The 25,928-nt window shown below is 48.0% G+C and carries 16 protein-coding genes and 1 tRNA gene; 7 read left to right on the top strand and 10 right to left on the bottom strand.

Annotation, left to right across the window (positions count from 1 at the left end; genetic code table 11):
- Window positions 1-5 precede the first annotated feature (5 nt).
- From AC5RDV_RS07495 to AC5RDV_RS07525, 7 genes are all read right to left on the bottom strand, one after another.
- Complete coding sequence (locus AC5RDV_RS07495) at window positions 6-1,058, bottom strand: DUF5007 domain-containing protein (protein ID WP_282747932.1); 1,053 nt, start codon at window positions 1,056-1,058, stop codon at window positions 6-8.
- Window positions 1,039-1,833: a hypothetical protein gene (locus AC5RDV_RS07500; protein WP_130893944.1), complete on the bottom strand. Its 795-nt coding sequence runs from the start codon at window positions 1,831-1,833 to the stop codon at window positions 1,039-1,041. Before AC5RDV_RS07500 ends, AC5RDV_RS07495 begins: the two co-directional genes overlap by 20 nt.
- A 12-nt stretch (window positions 1,834-1,845) precedes the next feature.
- Window positions 1,846-3,393, bottom strand: a complete 1,548-nt coding sequence (locus AC5RDV_RS07505) for a RagB/SusD family nutrient uptake outer membrane protein (protein WP_276787123.1) — start codon at window positions 3,391-3,393, stop codon at window positions 1,846-1,848.
- Window positions 3,394-3,431: 38 nt separating this feature from the next.
- A complete protein-coding gene (locus AC5RDV_RS07510; protein WP_282747931.1) occupies window positions 3,432-6,404 on the bottom strand; it encodes a SusC/RagA family TonB-linked outer membrane protein in 2,973 nt (990 codons plus the stop codon).
- Window positions 6,405-6,701: 297 nt separating this feature from the next.
- The gene (locus AC5RDV_RS07515) at window positions 6,702-9,437 is read right to left on the bottom strand and encodes a hybrid sensor histidine kinase/response regulator transcription factor (protein ID WP_276787127.1); all 2,736 of its coding nucleotides are present in this window, start codon (window positions 9,435-9,437) and stop codon (window positions 6,702-6,704) included.
- Window positions 9,438-9,465: 28 nt separating this feature from the next.
- Entirely contained in the window at window positions 9,466-10,734 is a 1,269-nt protein-coding gene (locus AC5RDV_RS07520; protein ID WP_494222150.1) for a ligand-binding sensor domain-containing protein, read from the bottom strand.
- Complete coding sequence (locus tag AC5RDV_RS07525) at window positions 10,727-11,083, bottom strand: hypothetical protein (protein ID WP_282747929.1); 357 nt, start codon at window positions 11,081-11,083, stop codon at window positions 10,727-10,729. Before AC5RDV_RS07525 ends, AC5RDV_RS07520 begins: the two co-directional genes overlap by 8 nt.
- A 212-nt stretch (window positions 11,084-11,295) precedes the next feature.
- Between AC5RDV_RS07525 and AC5RDV_RS07530 the strand changes: the two genes are divergently transcribed.
- The 3 genes from AC5RDV_RS07530 (at window position 11,296) to AC5RDV_RS07540 (ending at window position 17,017) form a co-directional block, all read left to right on the top strand.
- Window positions 11,296-12,738 carry a carbohydrate-binding protein gene (locus AC5RDV_RS07530; protein WP_282747928.1) on the top strand — a complete coding sequence of 481 codons (1,443 nt, stop codon included), beginning with the start codon at window positions 11,296-11,298 and terminating at the stop codon, window positions 12,736-12,738.
- Between the two features lie 14 nt (window positions 12,739-12,752).
- Window positions 12,753-14,186, top strand: coding sequence for a family 43 glycosylhydrolase (locus AC5RDV_RS07535; protein WP_008625877.1), 1,434 nt, complete (start codon window positions 12,753-12,755; stop codon window positions 14,184-14,186).
- Between the two features lie 122 nt (window positions 14,187-14,308).
- Window positions 14,309-17,017, top strand: coding sequence for an FN3 associated domain-containing protein (locus tag AC5RDV_RS07540; protein ID WP_345894537.1), 2,709 nt, complete (start codon window positions 14,309-14,311; stop codon window positions 17,015-17,017).
- Window positions 17,018-17,116: 99 nt separating this feature from the next.
- Here AC5RDV_RS07540 and bamJ read toward each other — a convergent pair whose 3' ends face one another.
- Both bamJ and AC5RDV_RS07550 read right to left on the bottom strand, forming a co-directional pair.
- Complete coding sequence (bamJ, locus tag AC5RDV_RS07545) at window positions 17,117-17,779, bottom strand: BamJ family beta-barrel-assembly machinery protein (RefSeq protein WP_282747927.1); 663 nt, start codon at window positions 17,777-17,779, stop codon at window positions 17,117-17,119.
- Between the two features lie 23 nt (window positions 17,780-17,802).
- Window positions 17,803-19,344: a glycine--tRNA ligase gene (locus tag AC5RDV_RS07550; protein ID WP_008625880.1), complete on the bottom strand. Its 1,542-nt coding sequence runs from the start codon at window positions 19,342-19,344 to the stop codon at window positions 17,803-17,805.
- 99 nt (window positions 19,345-19,443) lie between these two features.
- On the opposite strand from AC5RDV_RS07550, the gene AC5RDV_RS07555 reads away from it, so the two are divergent.
- The 4 genes from AC5RDV_RS07555 (at window position 19,444) to AC5RDV_RS07570 (ending at window position 24,239) form a co-directional block, all read left to right on the top strand.
- Window positions 19,444-22,179 carry a DNA gyrase/topoisomerase IV subunit A gene (locus tag AC5RDV_RS07555; protein WP_282747926.1) on the top strand — a complete coding sequence of 912 codons (2,736 nt, stop codon included), beginning with the start codon at window positions 19,444-19,446 and terminating at the stop codon, window positions 22,177-22,179.
- Between the two features lies 1 nt (window position 22,180).
- Window positions 22,181-23,083, top strand: a complete 903-nt coding sequence (locus AC5RDV_RS07560) for a DUF3316 domain-containing protein (RefSeq protein WP_282747925.1) — start codon at window positions 22,181-22,183, stop codon at window positions 23,081-23,083.
- A 12-nt stretch (window positions 23,084-23,095) separates the two neighbouring features.
- The gene (locus AC5RDV_RS07565; protein WP_282747924.1) at window positions 23,096-24,112 is read left to right on the top strand and encodes a S41 family peptidase; all 1,017 of its coding nucleotides are present in this window, start codon (window positions 23,096-23,098) and stop codon (window positions 24,110-24,112) included.
- A gap of 45 nt (window positions 24,113-24,157) precedes the next feature.
- Window positions 24,158-24,239, top strand: a tRNA-Leu gene (locus AC5RDV_RS07570).
- 132 nt (window positions 24,240-24,371) lie between these two features.
- Here the strand turns inward: AC5RDV_RS07570 and AC5RDV_RS07575 are convergent.
- Window positions 24,372-25,829: a PI-PLC domain-containing protein gene (locus tag AC5RDV_RS07575; RefSeq protein WP_282747923.1), complete on the bottom strand. Its 1,458-nt coding sequence runs from the start codon at window positions 25,827-25,829 to the stop codon at window positions 24,372-24,374.
- Window positions 25,830-25,928 lie beyond the last annotated feature (99 nt).

Consider the following 25,928-nt stretch of genomic DNA (forward strand, 5'->3'; position numbering starts at 1 on the left):
TAAGATTAATAATTATCCCTGAACTCAGGATTACCCCCAGAAAACACAAAGATGATATCCCAATGTCCTTCTTTATAAATGGCAAAATCAAAGGCCATGGATGCCCTTACACGATAAGTTCCTCTCATCAATCGGTCATAAGCAAAAACCACATGGACCTTGTCACCTTCTTTATTCGTATAACGAGTTGGCAATTCATTCAAAGGAATCGGATACGCCACCTTGTAACGTACATAATCGTCCGTCATTTCCATATCGAAGCCATGAAGCAAATTCGTCCAATCTGTCTTAGAGAATTTCCGGGGAGAAATCGGTTCGTAATCCTTTGTCATGAAACGAAAAGTCAACGTATTGTCCTTAGACGTATTCTCCAGATTTTCGCGAAAATAGACCTTGATGTCTTCTTCATTCATCACACCGAAGAAACCACTTGTACCCTCCTTATACATTCCTTGCACTGAAAGAGGATGTACAAAGTCCTCCGTGATGACTCCCGTCAGTTCATCCATGTTCGTCGGTTCATAATCCCGTTCACGTTTGGGTATTAAACGGAAACCCGTATATTCTTTCCAACCACCGGAATTTACCGCACGGATGTCAAATATGTAACCGGAATCCGGATCGCATTTGACGAACGACGAACGTGCATTGGCCCATAATATGACTTCTCCAGAATGCTTACGCACCTGCAACAGGCTACGATTCTCATATCCTCTTTTCGCCTCAATCTCCTCCAATGAAGTTTCGGTTCCCAAATAAGGGGATTTCCACACCCTCACAGGGAACTCATCCGTCAATTCCGGAGCCTCGCTACCATCGTGGCGTACCACCCTGGAAATCGTAAATGTAAGAGGCTGAGTGGAATTCCCTGCACTGAAATTGTCGGATGCCACATTGTCACGCCCTAATACGGGACGGTACATCGTTTGCGTAAAGGCAGCATCCTTGTCAAAAGAGTCCAAACTCTCCGGCAAGAAGTTATCCACACAAGACTGCAACACGCAGCCTCCCATAGCCACTGCCCACCAAGCGCATATATTATTTCTTTGTCTTTTCATTCCCATAATTATAAAATAATTGTTCCATTCCATTAAAACCAAACTCATGGCCGTCCGACAACACATGAACACAGCCATTATTTGCCATGATATCAAACGATTCCACTTCGGCCTTCACCCAAGTCGATGTAACTTTGGAATCCCACGTTTCTATCAGACGCATATAACGTGTCCCGACCTCTTCCGCACCGGAAGCCGCTCCCCGGCCTACTTCCATACGCATCAAATGGCCATACGACATACAGGGCACTTCCGTTGCACCTACGTTCAACACATCCTCCATGGAATACCGTCCATCAAACAGGTAACAGTACAACATGGAATCCAATTGGTGGCGATAATCATAATGCCGCGTAATATAAATAGTATCGTTATCTTCAGTGGACACTTGGTGCACAATCGTATCCACCACGGTAAAAGGTTCTATCAACAAATCTTCCAACCCCAAATGCTTGCCTTTCCCATAAGCTTCACGATACCGGTTCAGACCGTCGAATGCCAATCTGAACGATTGGTCCGTTACAGCAAATAAAGTTACCTCTTTACGTTTCTGCAATGAATCTTTCAATCCAGGAAGGCGCCCTGCCAGAAAAAGCAAAGAATCATACGTTACATCAGGATGAGCCGCCTTATCCGCAAGATAATCATACAACGTTCCCTCATAACGCACCGTGGATTCTTCCAAGGGATAAGTGCCAGACTCATACTCCTGACAAGAAACCCATCCGAGCATCAAAGCTCCAAATACCAATACATTAAAAACAAACAGTCTCATGGTACCATAAATTTAATTATTCCAATATTCATTTTGCCGAATCAAATTATTCTGCCGGATAACCTCTTCGGATACCGGCCAGTAAATGCCTCCATTCTCCATCCTTGCTAAAAAATCCGGGTCATCCTGAAGAATACGCTGCCGACGAATCAAATCATACCAACGGTGCCCTTCACCTATCAGTTCCCGACGACGTTCTGCAAAGATATTGTCTATCAGCTTGTTCACGTCCTCCCCGAAATTTTTCTTGAACGACACTTGAGAAAGCCCACGCTTTACCCGTAACAGGTTCAGTTGTTCCACAGCATCATCCACCCGGTTCAAAACCGCCAAAGCCTCCGCACGCAACAACAGCATATCCTCCATACGGGACAAAAGGATGGAAGAACCGAATACCGCAAAATCGCCATCCTTACCGGCTCCATTCTGCACCACATTAATCTTCCTGAAAACGGGCTTTGCATAAGTCATATCAATATAAGCCGAACGGTATTTCGATCCGGCAACCGTGTCTATGCCAAAACGTAAGTCTTTCCAATCGTCATATATACGGAAAAGAGAGTCCTTCGTTACATATAAGTCAGGATGTACCTTCCGGATGTAAGGTTCGCACAAGGTCCATTGTTCCAAATGCCCGCTCTGTGTCACATCTTTATTATCCATAAAATTAAAAGCCACTAAACGGTAAGGTGCATAAGTAGTATACGAAGCGTTGAAAAGACCTTTCGTATCCACAATATTATCCACTTCCAAAATATTCTGTAACGACCCGGTCATGCCTATCGCCTCATAGTTTTCCAATACGTAAGTGGCATAAGCCTCTGTATCGGCATAGTTCCCTTCCCAAGCCGACAAATGGGCCAGAATGGCATAGACCGAAAGTTTATTGAGCAATTTGCCTCTCCAAAAGGTAGGGTCTTGCCAATAATACTTATTATTGCTCGAACCGAACTCGAACGGAAGTTCGGCAGCTGCTGCCAACAGCTCATTCTTGGCATATTGCAAGACCTTGGCAGAAGAAGAACGGCCGATTTTCGGAAAAGAGCCATTGTCGTAAGAATAAGTGACCAAAGGGACATCCCCCCAAATCCGTACCATATAAAAATAGGCCAGTCCGCGCAAGGCATGTGCTTGCGCCACATCCCACTTCAAAGTCTGTTCGGAATAGGCTTTGTCCTGTCCTAACACGTTTCCTACATTTTCTATAAATACGGAAGCCGCATTGACCACGGCATAAAACCTCCGCCAATCCGAAATTTCATCTATCATGGGAATATTACGGTTCAAATCATTATGAATGATGGCATCCAAATCAGCTCTTCCGTATGCCGTAAAATCACCGCTGCGCAACTCTCCGCAAGCCCAATGGGTGTTATTATCAGCTAATGCCGCGCGCATCAAACCATACATACCCATTAATCCGGCACGGGCATCCTCCAACGTATTCCAATTATGCTCATCGGGCAACGTGTGATGCGACTCGTTCTCAAGGAAATCCGAACATGCGGACATTCCGGAAACAACCACCAACGCACATATTCCCCATAAGAGTTCTCTCATGTATAAAACTATTTTTTTCATTTGTTTTCCTTGAATGGTTAAAAACTACAACGGACACCCAACGTCACAGAACGCGGTATGCCCATACCGTAACCTCTATAATATCCATCGAAATCCACTAACTCAGGATCGTCGCCACTGAATTTCGAGACGGTAAACAGATTGTTTCCTGACACATACACATATACATCATGTTTTGGCGTAGGAACAGAATACCCCAAGGTAACCGACCGCAACTTCAAGTAAGAAACCTTTTCCAAATACAAATCCTGATCTGCCCGGTAAGGATGCACCTCACTCAATGCATTGTAACGAGGATAATCCATCGGGACATTACCGCTTTGCCAGAAGAAGATTTCCTTCACACCTGCCAGATTATCTCCTTTGTCAAGGGTTGTGAAATCATACTGTTGATAGGCCCTGTAATTCATGGCCGACTGTCCCGCCGCAAAAAAGAACGAAGCCCCCAAATCAAAACGTTTAAACTTCAGTTGAGTCGAGAACCCTCCAGTGTATTTCGGCAAAGAATGGCCTTTCAGGACTTTGTCCTCATCCGTTATCTTATTATCACCATTCCTGTCTACCCATTTCGGGTCACCGGCTTTCATTTCCACTCCATTTACCGTCATCTTTTTCCCGTCTTTCACCGGGACTTCTGCATCGGATTGGTAAATCCCGTCATTCTGCAGGACATAAAAACGGTCTACGGCTTCTCCTACCCTCAACAACCGTCCGTCGACCTCCGTTTGCTGAAGCCCACCGGGAAGGGCTGACAATTCATTGTGGTTGAAAGCAAAATTGGCACCGACCGACCATTGCCACCCGTCACCAGGCTGTTCAATCAACTTTCCGGTAAGAGACAGTTCCACTCCCCGGTTCGTAATCTCCATACCTTGTTTATATTGCCCTGTATAACCAAACTCATGAGCCACCGGCACCTTTACCAACAAGTCCTTGTCGCGATTGGAATAAAAAGCAAAGTCCAACGTCAGACGGTCTTTCAACCAACTGGAACGCATCCCGACCTCTGCCTTGTCCGCATAAGGCCATTTCACGCCAAAACCGACCCATCCGAACGTATAAGGACGGGTAGCCGTGGCATATTGGTTATAAGAACTGGGAATCCAAGAACCGCTCCAACCGATGTTCTCTGATGTATATTGCGGCCCCATCCCATAACGGTCGGAAGGAAGATAACGCCCGACACGTGCCCATGAACCATATAAATCCAATCGGGACAACCAGGAAACATTTTCTAATAAAGAATGCTTGATACTCCATTGAGCCTGAGCTGCCGGAGTAAAGAGCCAACGATGATTGGATTGCACGGTCGTCGCACCGTCATAACGTAATACCACACCGGCAGAAAGATAATCCTTCCATCGGTAAGCGATGTTCAAAGATGAATTCATGAAATGCACTTCCTCCTGATCCAAGAAATTAAACAGTTCAAAACCTCCTCCCTTGGTACTATGCTTGTTATCGTCATCCCCGTCATAACCTTTGGAGTAATTATAATGATAACGGTCCTGATCCATGGAGCCGTTCACGTCGAAAGAAAGGCGATGGCCGTTTTCCATATCCCAATCATAACCCAAATAGAAGTCTCCTATAAAACGACGGTTGTATCCGGAGTAATTCGACACATAACTCATGGACTCCATCATCGTAGAAGGCCAAAACGCATTCCTGACATCCGTCTCATAGTCGAATTTTACGGACAAGCCAGCCCTTAGAGCCTTCCACACATAATTCAGAGATAGGCTTCCGTTTATCGCCATGTTGTCATTCTTGTCATCCGTACCACTCAAATAAGAGTCATAGATGCCTGCCCCTTCCGTCGTCGGAGGTACGGGCGTAGCCAAAGACGGAAAATACTCCATTTCTGCATAACGGTCACGCAAGGTATTGTTTCGCGAACGCGATGCCTTAACGGCTTGCAAGATTGTGCTCACCGTCAGTCCTTTTACGGGCATCATGTTCAGATAGAAATCGATATTGTATTTCGAGTAATCCGTATTGTCGGCCATCCCCTCATTGGTTGCCGTACCCACAGAAAACAAATAATTGGCAATCCCTTTACCTCCCCCGACAGAAGCATTCACGTTATATTGCAACTGGGGAGTGTTATAATAATCCTCAGCCCAACCCGGCGCCCCGAAAAACATGGGGTCGGTACGGTCTTTTAAATAAGCAGGAAGATAACGGTCCAAATCCGTGCCTTCGGGGTAAAATCCGGCACGGAAATTCCGCTCGTCGTTCGCGTTAGTCATCCGTACATCCCCGTTCGAAGCCATGGATGCCGTCAGACTGGCATCCACTGTCACGTTGGGTCCTCCCTTATATCCGTCACGGGTCACGATCCAAATGGCACCGTTGGCAGCCAACGGCCCTAATTTTGCCAACTCATAAGGATCTTTTACGACTTCTATCGACTCGATATTGGCCAAATGCAATCCGGCCAAAAGGTTGGTCGCCGTACCCAATGGATTCACGTCGTTATTCTTCACACTATAAGAATAGGCCCGGTTCTCTATCACCGGTACACCATTTATATATACGGCCGGCTGAGTGGACATGGCATCCACTTTAGAAAACAAAGGGACGGATGTTCCCCGCAAGAACATGGCTTGCTGCGTTCCGGGTTCCCCACTCGGCTCCTGTACATACAGTCCGGCCACCTTTCCTTTCAGGTTTTGCTGAAGGGAAATATAGGGCGAACGGTACACCTCCATCATCGCCACGGAATCAGGCGAACCTAACGCCGCGTTCCGCTTTTGCGCCTCATACCGGGAAAACCATCCTTTCTGCCCACCGGCACTATCTTGCCGCAAAGAATCCTTTTTCAGACTTCCTCTCTTGGCTACCGACACAAGCTCCCCGGAGCCTGCTGACGACATGGGATACTTGTTTCTCATGCCATACACATTTCCTACATAAAGCATGGAAAAGCAGCATGCCGTACAAACCGGATAGATGATTAGACGTATTGTCTTTCTCCTGTTTTTCATACATAATTTTAGTTAATTTGACAAGGCACAAATTTAAAGGCTTCTTAAAAAAAAGCGGGACTATTTTCAACCAACTTCATCCAATTTTAGACCAAATTTCAAATCCGGAGGACAATAATCATTCATTCATGGATGTTTTTTATTCAAAAACAAACGATAATACCTTCATAATCTGACATTTAAAAATCAGCCGAATCTTTCTATGAATCAAAGGCAAGATAAGAGGTTATACAAAGGGATGAAACCCATTTTAACCTTATTCCGAGTGGAATCCTTTTTCCATTTTCATCTTCGCCATCAATCCACAAGACCTCGCTTGCGCAGAAATTCCGTGGGAGTAATGCCGAACTGTTCCTTAAAACAGGTTGACAAGTACTTCGCACCGGAAAATCCGGTGGAATAAGCGATGGCATCCAATGAGGTTTCCCCGCCCTCCAAAAGTTCGTAAGCATGTTTCAGGCGGATGTTTTTCACAAATTCCACAGGAGAAAGATCCGTAATAAGCTTTATTTTACGGTAAAAGGAAGATTTGGACAGTCCGACTTCACGTGCAATGGTATTTATATCCACATCAATTCCTTTCTTCATATTATGTTCTATAATCGAAATCACCTTATCCAAAAACTTCTGGTCGAGGGCAGACATCTTCAGCATGGCCGTCTTCACTTCCCCCTCCTGCCTGAAGTCCCTTTGGGCACTGCGTTTATGTTCCAGAAAGTTTTCCACCCGTGCCTCAAGCACCCTTAATTCAAAAGGTTTGGCCACGTAACCGTCACACCCTGCCTTATAACATTCCACCCGGTCTTCCGGGGCATTTTTTGCCGTCAACAAGATTACCGGTATATGGCTCGTATTAATATCGGATTTCAGCCGACGGCAAAGCTCAAGGCCATCCATATTCGGCATCATCACATCACTGATAACCACATCCACGGCATGTTCTTCGATGACAGACAGGGCTTCCACCCCATCGTGTGCCAACAAGACCTTATGGCGACACATAAAGACGCGGTGCATCACGTCTAAAAGGTCAGCATTGTCATCCACCAATAACATGGTTCCATTCACCTCACCTTGACCGCCTTTTTCTTCCAGTACGGCATATCCCGTAATTCCACCCTCTTCCTGCGGCAGCTCAAGTTCTTCTGCCGCAGTTATTTCCTCGCGGGGAGCAATTTCTTCCGGTAAATAGGCTGACTTGTCCACGGGTAAGAGGATTGTAAACTCCGTTCCCTCTCCCACCTTGCTTTTTAAGGAAATCTGTGCGTGGTGGATTTCCAACAGTTCTTTCACCAAAGACAGGCCTATGCCGTTGGCTTCGGTGGCCGCATCGGTAGCGGCGGTATAGAACCGGTTGAATACAAAAGGCTGTTTCTCCACGGGAATACCCACTCCCGTGTCCTTGACCCGAATCAGCGCTGAACATACACCGTCATGCTCCATAACGGAAAGAGAAACTGAAACCTCACCGCCCTCGTGAGTATATTTATAGGCATTGAACAACAGATTATACAAGACTTTTTCCAATATGTCCCGATCGAAATATGCCGATTCAACACCTTGCTCTACCCGCACGGCAAAATACAAGTGCTTCTTGTCCATCAGCACGGAGAAATTCATCCGGCACAGTTCTTCCACAAAGGCAGAAAGATTCCCTTCGGACACCTGCAACTTCATTTTGCCGTTCTCAATCTTGCGGAAATCCAACACCTGTTGGATGAGATGTTTCAGTTGCCGCAAACTATTCCTCATCTTGTCCAGTTGGGGAATCTTGTTCTTGTACGTCATGGCCATATCATCTATCAGGCAGGATATGATGGTGATAGGCGTAAGGAAATCGTGGGATATGTTCGTGAAGTAACGCAACTTGGCTTGTGTCAGTTCCTCACTCTTCTCCTTTTCTATCTGTACGATTTTCAATTCATTGCGCAGCCTGACACGATAAACGGCCCATCGGTAACATCCCAACAAGGCCGCAGCCACAGCCAATATATATAAGGTGTAGGCCCACCACGTCTCATACCACGCAGGCTGACGTATAATAGTATAGGATACCGTGTTCGGACTCCATCGGCCTTCGCTGTCGGTAGCCCGTAGTTCGAGGACATTTTCCCCCTTGGGCAATTTATTATAGTAGGCACGGGGCAGGTCGTTTCCTGTATACACCCAGTCATTATTCACGCCCTTAATCCGGTAAGCATACAATATTTGCCGGGGAGAAGAATAATTCAACGTTGAAAAATCAATTTCAATATCATGGGCATCTGCCCCTAATATGAGTTGATGCGACAAGGCATCCATCCGGCAATTTCCCGGGAAGTCGCCGTCCAAGATTGATTTTCCGGACACCTTCACATCCGTAAGCGCCACATCCACGGAAGAGGCCGTCCCGTCTAACCTGGAAGTTCCCTTGAAACAGGTTATGCCGCCGTCACGCCCGTAATAAAACATACCGTCACGGTAGGAACAGGCATTCCGTTCAAAAGAATGCACTCCCATATTATAAAGCCCGGCATACGATTTCACCACTTCGTTGTCCGGATTGAACTCCAACACATTCTTGGCGGTGGAAATCCATATATGCCCATCCTGGCCTGCCATGATGTCGTTGACCGTTTCATTGATATAGGTATAAAACAAAGAAGAATAGTCCTTGAAGGCATTCGTTTGCGCATCCCAAGCCTGCACGTTACCCTCCATCGTGCCAATCCATACTTTCCGGTGCTTCACATCTGCACAAAGTGCCTCCACATTATTGGACAACAACCCACCGTCCCGTGCCGCGAAATGCCGGACGGCACATTCCACAACCTTTCCGTCCCGGTATGCGGGAACCACACGGTAAAGCCCATGCCCACGGGTTCCCAACCAAAGGTTTCCCCAACCGTCTATCGCCATTGACGAAATATCATGAACGTCTACACGCAATGTCGTCTGGATATCCCCTTCACCGTTGCACACAGCAAGACCATATTCGGTCACAATCCACACATTGCCGTGGGTATCCTCCTTCATCGCCAAAGGTACACCCACGCCTGCCGCCTTTAAGTCTATGACCTTTTTAAGCGTAAAGGATTTTACCCCCCCCCCGCGTTAAAAATACATAAATCTTATGAAAGAATTTCGCGCCGACCCATACCTCGTCCTCTCGTGAGGAAGGAGAAAAGAATGCCGACACATCTCCCAAATCGTTCTGGAATTCCGGTGGAACCATGTCACGATAAAAAGACAAAGAGTTATCTGCCGGATTATACCACCCAAGCCCCAACCGGTCGTAATTGATCCAGAAAAGTCCTGTATTATCCTTAAAAACACCCCGGACGATAGGGCTTATCCCTCCGGTAATACCCTGCAACGGGGGTAAGGACAAGTTAGTGATTTGCGCATCGCTGAATACCAATTGGTAAGCCCCGTTCCCCGATGCAGACAGCCAAATATTGCCGTCACGGTCTCCATAAATACGGTTGAACAGGTTATTGGTCTGGGCTGCCAACTTTTCCGAAGGAATGACGGTCAACCGGCCGTTCTCTGCCCAGGCCACCGTCAGCCCGTAATACCCCAGCATCCACAGACATCCCCAATGCTTGTCCTGATACAGGCAAAAGGCATATTTCAGGTTTTGCATGTCCTTATCCTCTGCCCCGGACAACACATCTCCCACATAACAGACATTTGCCCCGGCATCCAAGTCCATCCGGAACAAGCCTTCACCCCAAGTGGAAAGCCAATACGTCCCGGACTCGTCCTGACAAAGCCGGAAAGGATTGTCCGTCTTGCCCAAACGGGGCATACGCTCAAAGCGGTTAATCGTCCTATTGTAACGGTACAGGCCTTTTTCCCAAAAGCCTACCCATATCGTACCGGCATGGTCCTTGTAGACCATGTTCACGCTCGTGACCGGAAGGCTGGAATCGAACGACTCCACTTCCTTTAAATCCGGACTGACCCGGACCAGTTTCTTATAAGAACCCACCCAGATATACCCCTCGTCATCGGTCACGATGGAACGGATTTCATAGTCTGTCAACAAAGAGTCTGTGAAAGAAATGAAGTGATTGGCCTTCTTGTCCCACGCACACATCCCTTTTTGCGTACCAATAAGGAGTTTTCCGTCCTTCGTCTCGGCAATATCCTTAATATCGTTGTGGGGCAACAATGCCGGGTACATGGGAGAAGAACGAAAGACATGAAGCCCGTAACCGTCGTAACGGCACAGTCCGTCGGTAGTGCCCAACCAAAGCACGCCTTCCCGGTCCTGATGCAAGCAATAGACCTTATTGGAGGGCAACTGCCCCAACAACGGAAACGGTTTCACTGAAATCTTATCCAAAAGGCCGGCGCAAGCCCAAGCCGCATACAATGAAAATAAAAGGAAAAAAACTATACTTCTTTTTTTCATGGTGCCCAATCGCTTTTTCGGTTGCAAAAATAATAAAATATATGTCTACATGCCATATTTCTGCGTTCATTTTTCCCCTTAATTTTTCTGCGCCAAACGATTTTTCAATCTCAGCCGAACGATTTTTCAATCTGCGCCAAACGATTTTCAAATGTGAAGAGCATGTTTTCCCGTCTTCTGGGAACACCCAAAAAGCACAGCTCCCGTCCCACAAAAATCCCCACATAAACGGGGAAACAGGTCTTTCCGCTGTCCTGACGGCCTGAATGATTTTTGCCATTCTTGAACGATAATTCTCCCGAACCGGAATTAGATTGAATTTTGGCCTACTTTGAACAAAAATCGGCCTTGGGTTTTCTTATTTTTCATGAATTTTGCAGCGGTATAAAACAAGAGCGAAAGAACAGGTATGGTTTTGCAAGGTATAAAAGACGTTTTCAGGATAACGATTTATCAGACTGTTCATGTATCATTAAATAAATAGAGAAGACAATGAAAAGGAAGTATGTAAAAGTCATAGCAGCCGTAATAGGGATGGCCATAATGAACGGTCATCCGCTTACGCTCAATGCAAAATCGAAAAAGAACCGGACGGCAACTCCGACGGGCATCACCATCCACGGATATGGAGAGACCGCATCGTTTTCCGTAGATTCCAAGAACTTGCGGACGGATGAGCCCATCCAAGTTTCGGCTACGCACGGTTTTGAAGTTTCTCCCCACGAAATTTCCCCCAACGGTAAAGGCTCTGTTACCGTGAAACTGGTAAGCTCCAAACGGCAAACTGACGGCAAGGTTATCCTGCGGAGCGGCGACACGCGTTACTACGTGGATGTAAAAGGAGAAGGGAAAGACCTTCCGGTCAAAGACTTGTCTGCCACACCCGTCTACAAAGGAGGGGGGCAGGATTCTTTTGAAAAAGAGTTTTCACCTTCTAAAAACGGATATACCATAGAATTCAAAGTGGCCATTCCTGCCGATGGGAACGAGTTCAATCCCTTTGCCATCAATGCCGACGGACAGGGTTTCAAAAGCTATGTCACGTCTACGGCCTTCGGATTGTGCCACTCCACGTCCAAAGCCGACGGGTTCAAGAACCCTTCCACCAACGTGACCGGCGGACGTGGAAAGTTCTATAACAACGACGGCAAAGCACACACCTACCGCATCGCCGTGATGCCGGACAACCGCGCATTCTTCTACCGCGACGGCATTGCCGTGGACACGGTGCGCCTGCACGATTACGGTTTGCAGCCCGAATTCGCAAGCGGTAACGGGGACATCAAGGAAAACCTGCTAAAGAATCCCGGATTCGAAGGTGAATTTGAAGTGTTCGGGGTTAAAAATGCGGAAGACGTGGCTAAGGGCATAGAGGGATGGTACATTGACATACACGACTATTGGTGCAGCCAACAGTTCATCGTTCCTGAAGAAATAGACCAAGCCATAGGTGTCGACAATCATGTGGCACAAATCAAGCCCTACATGTGGGCCAACGGTTGGGGCAACGGCAACATCAACCAAATTGTAGACGTGGCTCCTAATGAAACCTATACACTTACGGCACTGGTCAAAGGAGGCATCCGGGAAAAAGAAGGGACCTTGGCCGGCAGCATGTTTATCGAGGAGATGCAGAACCGTGAAAAGAGAGTCAAAGTGGACATTGCCAGCGATTCATGGGAAACATATTCCTTGGATTATACCACCTCGGCCGATTGTAAGCAAATCCGTGTGGTATTCCAAACGGAAAGTGGAAAATGGGGAGAGCACCGCAGCCCGTTGGAAGTAGACAACGTGAAACTGACCGGCGTATCGCGCCAATATACCCCCAAAATCGGTTTCACCAATCAGGACGCTCAAGTGGAATACTTCACATTCGACACCACAGGAGCCTACGCACCGGCATCTCCTGAAATCACGGTGAATATCAACTAACCTGCAAACGAAGCATGAAGAAACTGTTTTTGACCATCGTATGCTTATGGGCATGGCATGTCCACTGTACGGCACAACTTACCCAATTCCACCCGGGCGAAGTATGGAACGATGCCGAGGACGCTCCCATCAATGCCCACGGAGGCTGCGTGGTGTTCCACAATGGCACATACTATTGGTTTGGCGAGGATCGCACGAAATTCGAATCGAACGGCGTCAGTTGCTACGCCTCCACAGACCTGTATAACTGGAAGCGCGTCGGACTGGCCCTGAAAGCCGACGGAACGCCCCGTGAAGACTTGAACGACATCTCGCAAGGCCGCCTTTTTGAACGCCCGAAGGTCATATACAACCCGAAGACCAAAAAATGGGTGATGTGGAGCCATTGGGAAAAATCGAGCAGCGACTACGGAGCCGCACGGGTATGCGTGGCCGTGAGTGACAGTGTCACCGGCCCTTATACTTTCTATAAGACCTTCCGTCCGAACGGAAACGAATCGCGCGACCAAACGTTGTTCGTGGACAACGATGGAAAAGCCTACCATATATGCTCTACGGCTATGAACTCCAATACAAACATTGCCCTCCTGCGCGATGATTATTTGGAACCGGAGGGGACAAACCTTCAAGTACTGAAAGGCGAAAAGTGTGAAGCTGCAGCCATCTTCAAATGGAAGGACGTATATTACGGCCTGTTCTCCGGTTGCACGGGCTGGAATCCCAACCCCGGAAGGAGAGCCATGGCCAAGGACATCATGGGAGAATGGAAACTCCACGGCAACTTTGCCACCGACCCACTGAAACAAGTCAGCTACCGCTCACAACCTTGCTACGTGTTGAAAGTGGAAGGCCGGAAAGACGCTTTCATCTATATGGCCGACCGTTGGAACCCCAACGACGTGGAACACTCCACTCACGTTTGGTTGCCTGTCAGCATGCGTTCGGGACTTCCTGTCGTCCGTTGGTACGACCAATGGGATTTAAGCGTCTTCGACAAAATGTACCGCTACAAACGGGCTGCGGAAATCGTCTCCGGAAACATCTATGCCTTGTTGGAACAGCAGGCCGACAGGTTGGTGTCCAAACCGGCCAATGGTTTCACCATTGCTGACGACAATGATGAAATCAACCTGAACTTCATCTTCCAGACAACAGGCTCTCCTGATGTGTACAAGTTAAAAGACACGAAAAGCGGCAAGTTCCTGACAAACACTTTCGGTTCCTTACGCCTGAGCAACGAAGAAGCAGACAGCGATAACCAAAAATGGAAATTTATCCGGCAAACAGGCGGATTCTATCGCATACAAAGCCTGCAAGACCAGAAATTCATTTCCGTCTCAGGCAACAACACCTTCGACGGGACTCCTTTATATCTCGCCACCGGAGGAGAACCGCACTACTTCGGAGTGTACTTCGATTCGGACAAATACGCATACCCTACATCTTAAACTATTCAATAAAAACACTTGAAATTAGGTTAATGTTATGTAAGTGCGTATCCGTGATGGCCTCGCACTTACTATCTTTAAAAAAAACTGCAATCATTTTATAAACATCAATTATCAATCTTATGATACAAAACAAATTACGAACTAAGGGTTATATCCTTGGTGTATTCTTGCTCGGCAACAGCTTACAGGGCATGGCCTCTACCGGCAAGACTGATGGCAAACATATAGTCATCGGGACTGTGATTAACCGACAGCCGCAGCTGCCCACAAATATCCAAATCGGGACGGACAAACTGGCTGTCAAATGGGAAAAGACAGATGCAAGCCTGTTCAATACGGCTTTCAAGCAAACGGAAATAAAAGGCGAAGTGAACCGGAAAGGCACAAAGGATACGGTTACGGCTTACGTCTGGGCTTTGCCGGAAAATCTGGTGTACCTAATCGACGCAGGCCGCATCGCCCCACAATCTTCACAAATATTCGAGGCTGCCAAAGCTTTGCGCGGACAAGCCCTGCTCAACGACAAACCGGATCAGAAATATACCTCCGCAACCGATTTATGGGGTTATGTGGAACGCGAACAACACGAGAACCAAAAGGTATATGTCAAAGCCGGGAACGAAGCCGACTGGGCGACCTCTTACCTGAGTGACGGAAAGGATAAGGACGAGGGACTGACCTATAAACTGACCCTCCAACCGGGAAGATATAAAGTGTGGGTCGCCCATGTCCCCAATGTCAAGCTTAATTTTACCAGTTATCTCCGAGTGAACCAAAAGATATACGACACCAAACAGGTTTCCACCACCATAGCGGAAGACTGGGTTCATCCGCCAGTCTGGGTCACCCATGAGCTGAAACTGGCACAGCCTACGACTTTCACTTATGAAAGCAACAAAATCGGCGGAAAGGAATGGGAAAACGGCAGCATCAGCCTGATTGCCGTGGAACAAGTCAGTGCCAATGTCGAACCACCCTTCATTTCACCTTCGGGTGGCGACGTTTGGGGAAGCCAAACCGTAGAATTACAACATAAAGATCCATCGGTGGAAATCTACTATACGCTTGACGGCAGTGAACCAGACAAAAATAGCATAAAGTATTCCATTCCGTTCACCCTCAATAAAACCACAAGGGTAAACGCCATCGCCTACAATACGGAAGGGGCCAGCAAGATGACCTCGGCCGACTTTGCCATCAGTACATGGGCTGTCACGGCAACTCCGTTCAAGCTCGTCGGCGAAAACGAAGTGAAGAACGTAAAAATCAACTGGATGCAAAGGAATGACGCAGACGTATACAAAATATATCGAAACGGCACCTTGATTGGGGAGACCCGGGGAGACACTTACGATGATTACGGGTTGTCTTTAGGGGAAAATTACACCTATCATGTAGAAGGCTACAAAGAGGGTCGAAAGATAGCCATGTCAGAATCACAATCGGCCATGCCCTTCAGACCTTCGCAAGATTGCGACGTATACGACAACCTCAACGGTCAATATCTGAAAAATAGAAAAGGCGGCATCGCCGGAATGAAAATAGGAAACCTTTATTTCTCTTATAGGTTGGAAAGGAAGAAAAAAAACGTAAGTGGACAGGAAAAAGACGGTTGGCTGCTGTCTGAATCTTATTCCAAGACTGGCAAGGAAGGAAGTTGGAGCACACCACGTGAAATCGTATTCTATCCGGGTGTAAACTTCGAAGGTATCGGTTTCCGTTATAATGAAAAGACTGGCAAGGTCGTACTCTCCGCCCATTATGAAGACCAAGGAGGATATACTGCCGCCAAGATATTCCTTGCACAGATTACCCCGAAAGGCGGAATCGAAGTAGGTACCATGGAACGGCCATTAGGATATGACTCCCGCGACCAGGCTTTGTTTATAGACGATGACGGCACGGGCTACCTTCTCTCTGCCACCAACATGAACAGCGATATCAATATCTACAAATTGGATGAGACGTGGACTCGTCCTGTCGCATTAGTCAATACAATATGTAAAGGACAACACCGCGAGACCCCTTCCATCATCAAAAAAGACGGCGAATACTATTTCTTCAGCTCCAAAGCATCCGGATGGTATCCTAGCCAGGCCATGTATGCCTCAGCTGAGAAACTGGACGGGGTATGGACTTCATTACGGGAAATCGGTAACAACTCTACTTTCGGGGCACAGTTCAACAACATCCAAAGAAGGGGTACAAACCACGAAACATTCGGCGTGTGGAGTTACCATTGGGGTGCCCAATACCACCACAAAGACCCAGACGGGAACTTCCCGAGGATTTCCGTAGCCAAATTCAACAAAGGCTATGCTTCCATGGATTATTACCGTTATATCGAATTTTATGATTCATACGGCATCGTCCCCGTACAAAACGGCAGGAATCTCACGCTGAACGCACCGGCCTCTACCACCACGGTTGGTGCCAACCCTCATACGGCATCCTGCATCACAGACGGAGCCGACATGAATTCCTCCGTTTACTTCCAGAGCAGCACGTACCCGTACGTCCTGACCATAGATATGCAGAAAAAGGCCAAGATATCGGAGCTGAACTTGTCTACCAAATTGGTCAATGGTTCGGAAACGGCATATAAATACACAATCGAAGGGAGCGTAGACGGCGAACACTTCCAAACCTTGGTAGACGGAACGGATAACTGGCAAGTAGGGTTCCAAATACTCCCCGTCACGGACTCATCGGTTTACAGATACCTCAGATTAACGGTACTGAGAATCATCAATGTGCATAACAATAATCCGGCCGCTTGGGCCGATGGTGTCTATGAGCTCACCGCATTCGGTACGCCCGTAGAATAAATCGAACAACATTACCCCAAACAAATGGCACGACAGTCACAAACCTGCCGTGCCATTCGTTTTCACATATCCATATAAAATTTATATTCCTGTTACTTCTTATTTCCAGTCCGGAACGTCCTCTCCCGGTTCGTAATATTCTACCAGATTGGCATAAAACGTCAACGTGGAATAAGGCAGCACCGAACCTGCCGACTGACTTCCGTAAGCCAGTTCAGAGGGTATATATACCCACCAGACATCACCTTTGTGCATGTATTGCAAAGCTGTGGCAAATCCGGGCACGGCACTCGAAACTCCCATCTTGGCCGGCACGGCAATCTGATTATCCAGTTCGCCCATGAAAGACTGGGAGAACACCTTACGTTCTTCCACCCATTCTCCGTTCACCATATTCTGGGTAGGCATCAGATAGCCCCGGTAATTGACACGGACCGTGTCGGACCATGTCGGACTGTCCGTTCCCGAACCCCGCTGCTCAATATACACGCAAATCGAATCGGTCAACGCCCCAAGTATATTTTGGGACTTCGTCGTCGACTTGAACATACGCCAATTACAATAGGCTTCCCACTGATTACCATATAGTTTTTTGGCTTGCGCAATGGAGTCCCTTGCCTCGGCAGCTATTTGGGAAAAATATTCAGCATTCCGAGCCGGCCAGTTCGCATAAGCATCATACGTGTCATCTTCTTCTTTACAAGCCCCCAAAGTGCATAAAGAAAAAAGAACGACCGCCAGATACAATAAACCTTTTTTCATTGATGTCCGTCTTTTAGGCAGGATTACATAATCTTTTTCAGCAACGAAGTGATGCTCACACGGTCTTCAATGATACCTTGCAAGTCGGCAATGTTCACTCGCTTCTGTTCCATCGTGTCGCGATGACGCAGGGTCACGGTATTGTCCTTCAGCGTATCGTAATCCACCGTCACGCAATACGGCGTACCAATGGCATCCTGTCGGCGGTAACGCTTGCCGATAGAATCCTTCTCATCGTATTTGCAGTTGAAATGGAAACGCAGGTTGCTGATGATTTCGTGCGCTTTCTCAGGCAGACCGTCTTTTTTTACCAACGGCATGACGGCCAGTTTTACCGGAGCCAATGCCTCCGGCAATTTGAGCACTACGCGAGTTTCCCCGTTTTCCAGTTTCTCTTCCTCGTAGCTGTGGCACATGATGGAAAGGAACATACGGTCCACACCGATAGAGGTCTCAATGACATACGGCGTATAGCTTTCGTTCGTTTCGGGGTCGAAATATTCAATCTTCTTGCCCGAATACTTGGCATGCTGGCTCAAATCAAAGTTCGTACGGCTGTGGATACCTTCCACTTCCTTGAAACCGAATGGCATGTGGAACTCGATGTCACTGGCCGCATTGGCATAGTGCGCCAGTTTCTCATGGTCGTGGAAACGGTAGTTTTCCGCCCCGAAACCTAATGCCTGATGCCAAGCCATACGGGTCTTTTTCCACGTTTCGAACCATTGAAGCTCCGTACCGGGCTTCACGAAGTACTGCATCTCCATTTGCTCGAACTCGCGCATACGGAATATGAACTGGCGAGCCACAATCTCGTTACGGAACGCCTTGCCGATTTGTGCGATACCGAAAGGCAGCTTCATGCGCCCCGTCTTCTGCACATTCAAGTAGTTCACGAAGATGCCTTGGGCGGTTTCCGGACGCAGGTAAATAGTGGAAGAACCTTCGGCCGTAGAACCGACCTCGGTCTTGAACATCAGATTGAACTGACGGACATCGGTCCAGTTGTGCGTGCCGCTGATGGGACACACGATACCCTCATCCAAGATAATCTGTTTCAGTTCATTCAGGTCGCCCGCATTCATCGCATCGCTGTAACGTTGGTGCAACGCATCGCGTTTCTGCTGATGTTCCAACACGCGGGGATTGGTTTCGCGGAACTTCTGCTCATCAAAGCTATCCCCGAACTTCTTGGCCGCCTTGGCTATTTCCTTGTTTATCTTTTCTTCGTACTTGGCAATCTGGTCTTCAATCAATACATCCGCACGATAGCGCTTCTTGCTGTCGCGGTTGTCTATCAAAGGGTCGTTGAATGCGTCCACGTGCCCGCTGGCCTTCCACGTCGTAGGGTGCATGAAGATGGCGGCATCGATACCCACGATGTTCTCGTGCAGCAACACCATGCTCTGCCACCAATATTGCTTGATGTTATTTTTCAACTCCACACCGTTCTGACCGTAATCATACACGGCACCCAATCCGTCATAGATGTCGCTTGAGGGAAACACGAAACCGTATTCCTTACAATGTGACACTATTTTCTTGAATACATCTTCCTGAGCCATACTCTATTCGTAAAATATTGATAAATCTTTCGCAAAAGTACGCCTTTTTTTTCATTAAAATGTTATTTTTGCGTTAAAATAGATATATCATAAACAAATATGAGCGAAGACAAAGACGAGTTGACAGACCTGACTACGGAAACGCCTGAAGAGGACAACAATGCACACTCCAATTACCAACCGGAAACAAATCCCCATGACAGCATTACACACCACTTGAGCGGGATGTACCAGAATTGGTTTCTGGATTATGCCTCTTACGTGATTCTCGAACGGGCCGTGCCCCACATCAACGACGGTTTCAAACCGGTACAACGCCGCATCCTGCACTCCATGAAGCGTATGGACGACGGGCGCTACAACAAGGTGGCCAACATCGTGGGACATACCATGCAATTCCATCCGCACGGAGACGCTTCCATCGGGGATGCCTTGGTGCAGTTGGGACAGAAGGATTTGCTCATAGACTGCCAAGGGAACTGGGGAAACATCCTTACCGGTGACTCGGCGGCTGCTCCGCGTTATATCGAGGCCCGGCTTTCCAAATTCGCCCTCGACGTGGTGTTCAACCCCAAAACCACGGAATGGAAACTTTCATACGACGGACGGAACAAGGAACCGGTGACGCTTCCGGTCAAGTTCCCGCTGCTGTTGGCCCAAGGCGTGGAAGGCATTGCCGTGGGCTTGTCATCCAAAATCCTGCCGCATAACTTAAACGAGATATGCGATGCCGCCGTAAACTACCTGCATGGCGAACCGTTTCAACTTTACCCGGATTTCCTGACAGGAGGAAGTATCGATGTAAGCAAGTATAACGACGGCGGACGAGGGGGCGTAGTGAAAGTACGTGCCAAAATCACTAAGATAGACAACAAGACGCTGGCCATCCGTGAGATTCCATACGGAAAGACCACCACAACCCTGATTGACTCCATTCTGAAAGCCATCGAAAAAGGCAAAATCAAAGTACGCAAGGTAGAGGACAACACGGCTGCCGAAGTAGAAATCTTAGTGCACCTGACGCCGGGAGTAAGCTCGGACAAGGCATTGGATGCTCTCTATGCCTTTACCGACTGCGAAGTCAGTATCTCGCCCAACTGTTGCGTCATCGACGACAAGAAGCCTTGCTTCCTGACCGTCAGCGAAGTACTGAAACGTTCAGTGGACAACACGCTCGGACTGCTCCGCAAGGAATTGCTCATCCGAAAGGGAGAGCTTCAAGAGAGCCTGCATTTTGCCTCGCTCGAAAAGATATTCATCGAAGAGCGGATTTACAAAGACCGCAACTTCGAACAGGCCAAAGATATGGACGCGGCCTGCACACACATCGACGAACGGCTCACGCCCTTCTATCCGCAGATGATAAGGGAAGTGACCCAAGACGACATCCTCAAACTGATGGACATCAAAATGGCCCGGATCCTGAAATTCAATAAAGACAAGGCCAACGACGCCATCGCCCGGATGAAAGATGAGATCGCACGCATCGACCGCGACTTAGACAACATGGTGGAAGTCACCTGCAACTGGTTCCGTATGTTGAAAGCCAAATACGGCGACGAACATCCGCGTCATACCGAACTGCGCAATTTCGATACGATCGTAGCTACCAAGGTGGTGGAGGCCAACGAAAAACTGTATATCAACCGCGAAGAGGGCTTTATCGGCACATCGCTCAAAAAGGACGAATTCATTGCCAACTGTTCCGACATCGACGATGCCATTATTTTCTACCGCGACGGAACTTATAAAGTCATCCGTATCAGCGACAAGACGTTCGTGGGCGAAACGGAAAGAAGCAAGGCTGAAAAGAAAAAAGCCGAAATCATCCATGCCGCAGTTTTCAAACGCAACGACAAACGGACGATTTACAATGTCGCCTACCGGGACGGCAAGGACGGTTTCTATTACATCAAGCGTTTCAATGTAACTTCCATCACCCGCGACCGTGAATACGACCTGACACAAGGCAAACCCTTTTCACGCGTCGTCTACTTCACGGCCAATCCGAACGGAGAAGCGGAGGTCATTAAAATTACCCTGAAACCCGCCCTGAAACTCAAAAAGATATTTGTGGAAAAGGATTTCAGTACTGTGACTATCAAAGGCCGCCAAAGCATGGGTAACATTTTAAGCAAAAACGAGATACAGCGTATCGGCCTGAAATCCCACGGCGGTTCTACCTTGGGCGGACGCAAAGTATGGTTCGACCACGATGTCAACCGCCTGAATTACGACGAGCGGGGAGAATACCTGGGTGAGTTCCACAGCGAAGACCTGATTTTGGTCATCCTGAAAAGCGGAGAGTTCTACACGACCAATTTCGACGTAAACAACCATTATGAACCGGGCATACTCCGTATCGAAAAATTCTCACCGGACAAGATATGGTGTGCCGTTCTCTACGATGCCGACCAACAAGGTTATCCTTACGTCAAGCGTTTTGCGTTCGAACCGAGTACCAAGCCCCAAAGTTTCATGGGAGAAAACAAGGACAGCCGCTTCGTCTTGCTCACGGACGAAACCTATCCAAGGTTGCAAATCACGTTCGGCGGGCACGACAGCTTCCGCGACCCGCAGGAAATTGATGCGGAAAGTTTCATCGGCATAAAGAGTTTCAAAGCGAAAGGCAAACGGCTCACCACGTTCGATACGGCAACCATTACCGAACTGGAACCCATACGCCGGCCGGAACCGGAAACCGAAGAAGCCGTGGCGGAAGAAACGGAAGAAAAAGACACAGAAAAGGAGAATCTGGATCCGGATGCCGGTAAAAGCCAAAGCGACATCATAGATGAGCTTACCGGGCAAATGAAACTTTTTGAAGACGAATAATATGTCTCACTTCTTACCGGCCTATACAACCGTTTCGTCCCGAATGTCCCGCTCCGTCAGAGAGCGGGCACTCATTTTCTTATTAGCCATAGGGACATTTCTTGGTATCAGGCCATGCCAAGCCCAAGATGCCGCCCCCCTTCCGGAAAACCGCTATACGACACACGCCACACTCTTCGGCGCGGGACGCACAAGCCTATACGAGACTTACCTGTCTCCCTCCACTTATACCGGGCCTCACCTGAGCATTCTGCATGAGACCTTACGTAAAACCCACTGGTTAGACGGACGCATCACGACACAAAGCATCCTCGACGGATTTTTTTGTTATACCTCCAACCGGGCCGGAAACTCCGACGAACTGGGGGGCAAGATAAATTATTCCATCGGTTGGCATTACAACTGGGTCGTGGGCGGACGGTTGCGGCTGATGGCCGGAGGAGAAGTCCATGCCGGACTGGGAGCGATTTACAACAACCGTAATTCCAACAATCCGGTACAGGCCAAGGCTGACATCGACATAGACGCATCCCTGATGGCCGTCTACCCGTTCCATATCCGCAAAGTACCTTTCACCGCCCGCTACCAAACCAGCCTGCCGCTCATCGGAGCCATGTTCTCCCCACGCTACGGACAGTCTTACTATGAGATGTCATTAGGCAACTATGACCACAACGTATGTTTTACTTATCCGGGCAATGCGCCGTCCATGCGCCATTTCCTGACATTGGACTTTCCCATTGCAGGATTTACGTTCCGGGCCGGTTATTTGTGCGACATCCGCCAAAGCCGTGTGAACGGGCTGCGCAGCCATATCTGGAACCATAGTTTCATGGTAGGCTACGTGAAGCATTTCAGCTTCGTCAAACGTAAAGAGCCGCAACACCGCCCGTTTATCCTGTAACCCACCATCGGTATGAAACATTACATCTTTTTTATATTCTGCGCCATTCTCGCCCTGCTTTTCTGCCCGAGTTGCATTCGTGAAGAAGAGCCGGACAACACGCCGGTCAATAATTTCGAGACGCTTTGGCGCATTATCGACACCCAATACTGCTTCCATGACTACAAGGTGCAGGAAGGATGCCTGCCGTGGAACGAGGTATATGCCAAATACCGTCCGCACGTACATGACGGAATGACTTCTGCCCAACTATTCGAAGTCTTATGCGACATGCTGTCCGAACTTCGCGACGGCCACGTCAACCTCTATTCTGCTGCCGACGTAGGACGTTACTGGAGTTGGCATGAGGATTACCCGAGTAATTTCAACGACAGCATCCATCAAGTTTATTTGGGTACGGACTACCGTATCGCCGCCGGTATGTATTACAAGATTCTCGACGACAACATCGGTTATATATATTATGGAAGCTTCAGCTCCGGCATCGGTGAAGGCAATCTGGATGAAGTCATGTATTATCTGCGCTTGTGCAACGGACTGATTGTGGACGTACGCAACAATTCCGGCGGCACGCTGACCTACGCCGAACGATTGGCCGAACGGTTCACCAACGAAAAACGACTGGTAGGCTACATCGCCCATAAAACCGGAACGGGACACAATGATTTTTCGTCCCCCGAAACCGAATACATCGAACCGTCGAAAGGCATACGTTGGCAAAAGAAAGCCGTCGTGCTGACCAACCGTTCGTGTTATAGTGCCACCAATACGTTCGTACGCGATATGAAAGAATGCCCCTTGGTCACCATTATGGGCGACCGCACAGGTGGCGGTTCCGGCCTCCCCTTTTCGTCCGAACTCCCCAACGGATGGTCTGTCCGCTTCTCCGCCTGCCCGATGTACGATGCCGGAATGAACCAAATCGAATTCGGTATCGAACCGGACACTTGCGTATCGCTCACACAAGAAGACCTGGCACGCAACAAAGACACAATGATAGAAGCCGCACGAGAATTTCTGAAACGATAATTTGGCCAAGCCGATAAATCTTTCTATCTTTGCAGCCGTCTTACCGCGCCTGTGGTGAAATTGGTAGACACGCCAGACTTAGGATCTGGTGCTTTGCGGCGTGTAGGTTCGAGTCCTATCAGGCGCACAGAAAAAGAATCCTGAACACTTATTGATGGGGTGCTCAGGATTTCTTTTTTTATGGACATCAAAAGCCTCCTTCCGGCTTGGCTTTCGCAATCCCAATCCAACTTGTCTGTACCCAATACCAGAAGCGGCCTTATTGACAAACAACCTTCCGTACCTTGCCGTCAGGGAACTTCACAATGTTAACCGTACCACGACGAAGAGCATCCAAACGTTCTCCGGTGAGCGAGAATATCTGACAATCGTTTCCTATATGTTCAACCTGCACTGCATGAATATCCGACTCCTCATCAAACTTAGCTTGGGCTTCTTCGGCATCCTTCTCGATTTGCCTTATAATTTTATAGGTTCCGGTATAATCCACCGTATAACTTTCCGTGAACAGCCATCCGGCGTACAAACTGTCAATCTCATATTTTTGTTGGTCGATAACCTCTTTTGCCGCAGCCAGTTCATCCTCAAAGTCTGCGGCAACATCTGCACATTCGGTCGCAATAGCTTCCCGAACCTCTTGTAACTTCGTATAAAGTTTATCTATCCTATCTAATGCCCTATCGTACACAGTCCTATTTCTCCGTTCCAACCACTTATAATTGTTAGCAATCAAGGTATCCACCAACTCGCGCCCACGCGTCAGGTACTTTCCATCCACCTCGTTAGGGCTCCGGTCCACACAATAATCCATCAGGATAACCCCCGTAGGTCCCGCTTCATGCGTCTGCAAATACTCTATAATAGCCGCATTCGTGTAGGTCGCATTCTCGCGATAACCATTAGCTGTAGATAGCGACCCGGGATAAGCCGATGCAAAGTTAAATACCCACACCACGTCCGACTCGTCTTTTGTCACATGTTTCGTACTATGATCCAACATTTCGGTTACCGCGCTTACCTTCTTGGCCACACCTCCTTCACTATCTTTCGTATTGGCATAATCCTGCACCCACAAAGGAGATTTATAATCCAATGCCGCGCTCTCCCCTATAATACTGCAAGAAGACTGTGCATTCCAATCCAACCAACCGCACCAACTTTGGAAAAAACCGCCTGTTATCGGTTTGGCGGCATATTGGTCACGGCTCAACAGCAAGATTTTCCCCCGCATGTCCCCCACCGTCAAATTCCGCCGGAACGGCACAAAATAATCCTTCAAATCCTCACGCGACAACAATTCGCGCAACATGGTTTCATACGTGGCTTTATCGTTATCGTAATTGGAGGCATACAAACAATGGATTATCGCAAATTCGGAAGGATGGGCTTTCAACGAATCCCGCAGCAAGTACAAAGCGGCATCAAAACGAAGTTTCGTCTCAGAAATACCATGGTTGATATTCAGATAGTCATCTTTCACCTTCGGGCGGAAATCGAAAGCGCGGATACCGATGGACCACTGTGTGGCCACATCTATGTCTTGGCACTGGGAAAAGGTTGCCAAAGTAACCCCGTTCCCCGTAGCTGCATCATGCGTTCCGGGAATAGAAACTTGGGATACAAAAAGATTGTCCGGCAGACGTTTCATCCAATCTCCAGCTTTCACATGGGCACTCATGCAAAGCATCAGTAATAAAGTAAAGTAAACGTTTCTCATGATTCTCAAAAATTAAAAGGTTCCTAAAAATTGTTTTTCTTTCTATTACAAAGGAAGCAAATGTTTCCAATATCAGAATGACAATCAGGAGAAAAAAAA

The organism is Paraprevotella sp., assembly GCF_986071375.1.

Bases quoted from the DNA above. Each gene is read 5' to 3' on its own strand.
- AC5RDV_RS07495 (WP_282747932.1), bottom strand. From the start codon at position 1,058: ATGAAAAGACAAAGAAATAATATATGCGCTTGGTGGGCAGTGGCTATG.
- AC5RDV_RS07500 (WP_130893944.1), bottom strand. From the start codon at position 1,833: ATGAGACTGTTTGTTTTTAATGTATTGGTATTTGGAGCTTTGATGCTC.
- AC5RDV_RS07505 (WP_276787123.1), bottom strand. From the start codon at position 3,393: ATGAGAGAACTCTTATGGGGAATATGTGCGTTGGTGGTTGTTTCCGGA.
- AC5RDV_RS07510 (WP_282747931.1), bottom strand. From the start codon at position 6,404: ATGAAAAACAGGAGAAAGACAATACGTCTAATCATCTATCCGGTTTGT.
- AC5RDV_RS07525 (WP_282747929.1), bottom strand. From the start codon at position 11,083: ATGGCAAAAATCATTCAGGCCGTCAGGACAGCGGAAAGACCTGTTTCC.
- AC5RDV_RS07530 (WP_282747928.1), top strand. From the start codon at position 11,296: ATGAAAAGGAAGTATGTAAAAGTCATAGCAGCCGTAATAGGGATGGCC.
- AC5RDV_RS07535 (WP_008625877.1), top strand. From the start codon at position 12,753: ATGAAGAAACTGTTTTTGACCATCGTATGCTTATGGGCATGGCATGTC.
- AC5RDV_RS07540 (WP_345894537.1), top strand. From the start codon at position 14,309: ATGATACAAAACAAATTACGAACTAAGGGTTATATCCTTGGTGTATTC.
- bamJ (WP_282747927.1), bottom strand. From the start codon at position 17,779: ATGAAAAAAGGTTTATTGTATCTGGCGGTCGTTCTTTTTTCTTTATGC.
- AC5RDV_RS07550 (WP_008625880.1), bottom strand. From the start codon at position 19,344: ATGGCTCAGGAAGATGTATTCAAGAAAATAGTGTCACATTGTAAGGAA.
- AC5RDV_RS07555 (WP_282747926.1), top strand. From the start codon at position 19,444: ATGAGCGAAGACAAAGACGAGTTGACAGACCTGACTACGGAAACGCCT.
- AC5RDV_RS07560 (WP_282747925.1), top strand. From the start codon at position 22,181: ATGTCTCACTTCTTACCGGCCTATACAACCGTTTCGTCCCGAATGTCC.
- AC5RDV_RS07565 (WP_282747924.1), top strand. From the start codon at position 23,096: ATGAAACATTACATCTTTTTTATATTCTGCGCCATTCTCGCCCTGCTT.
- AC5RDV_RS07575 (WP_282747923.1), bottom strand. From the start codon at position 25,829: ATGAGAAACGTTTACTTTACTTTATTACTGATGCTTTGCATGAGTGCC.